At 74.2% G+C, this 570-nt stretch carries 1 protein-coding gene; it reads right to left on the bottom strand.

The features are described from left to right. On the bottom strand, positions 1–570 hold a 570-nt coding region (locus HCX50_RS19660), incomplete at both ends, for an alanine racemase (protein ID WP_205829433.1).

Genomic DNA, 570 nt, shown 5'->3' with positions numbered 1-570 from the left:
GTGTATAAGAGACAGGCCCACTCCTGCACCGACGGCACGGCCCCGCCCTCCGGCCCGAACACGGTCGCGACCGCGCCCCGCGGGAAGAGCGCCGGTCCCGTGTCGACCACGATCTGGTCCATCGAGACCCTCCCCACGATCGGATGGCGTGTCCCGGCGATCTCCACCCCGGCGCCAGATGCCAGCTCGCGCGGAATGCCGTCGGCGTACCCGACCCCGACCACGCTCAGGTGCGTCTCCCGGTCGGTGGTGTGCGCACCGCCGTAGCCGACCGCGGTCCCCGCCGGCACGAGTGCGCTGTGCACGACGGGCGCGGTCCAGCGTGACGCCCCGGCGAGGACGGTGGTCTCGGAGGGGTCGATCCCGACCAGCCCCGCGCCGACCCGCACCAGGTCGAAGTGCGTCGCCGGGTCGGTCAGCGCACCGGAGGTCGCGGCGAGATGCACGAGCACCGGGCCGAAACCCGCGCGCAGCACGGTGTCCCTCCCCTGCCGCAGACGCAGTACCGCCGCCGCGTTCGCTGCGGGATCGGCCTCGTCCGCCCGCGGCAGATGCCCCATGACCCCGACG

The sequence above is a fragment of the Microbacterium sp. B19(2022) genome (assembly GCF_012030385.1).
GTDB lineage: Bacteria > Actinomycetota > Actinomycetes > Actinomycetales > Microbacteriaceae > Microbacterium > Microbacterium oxydans_B.
The sequence above is the reverse complement of the archived record's forward strand: the minus strand, read 5'-3'. Positions and strand labels throughout refer to the sequence as shown.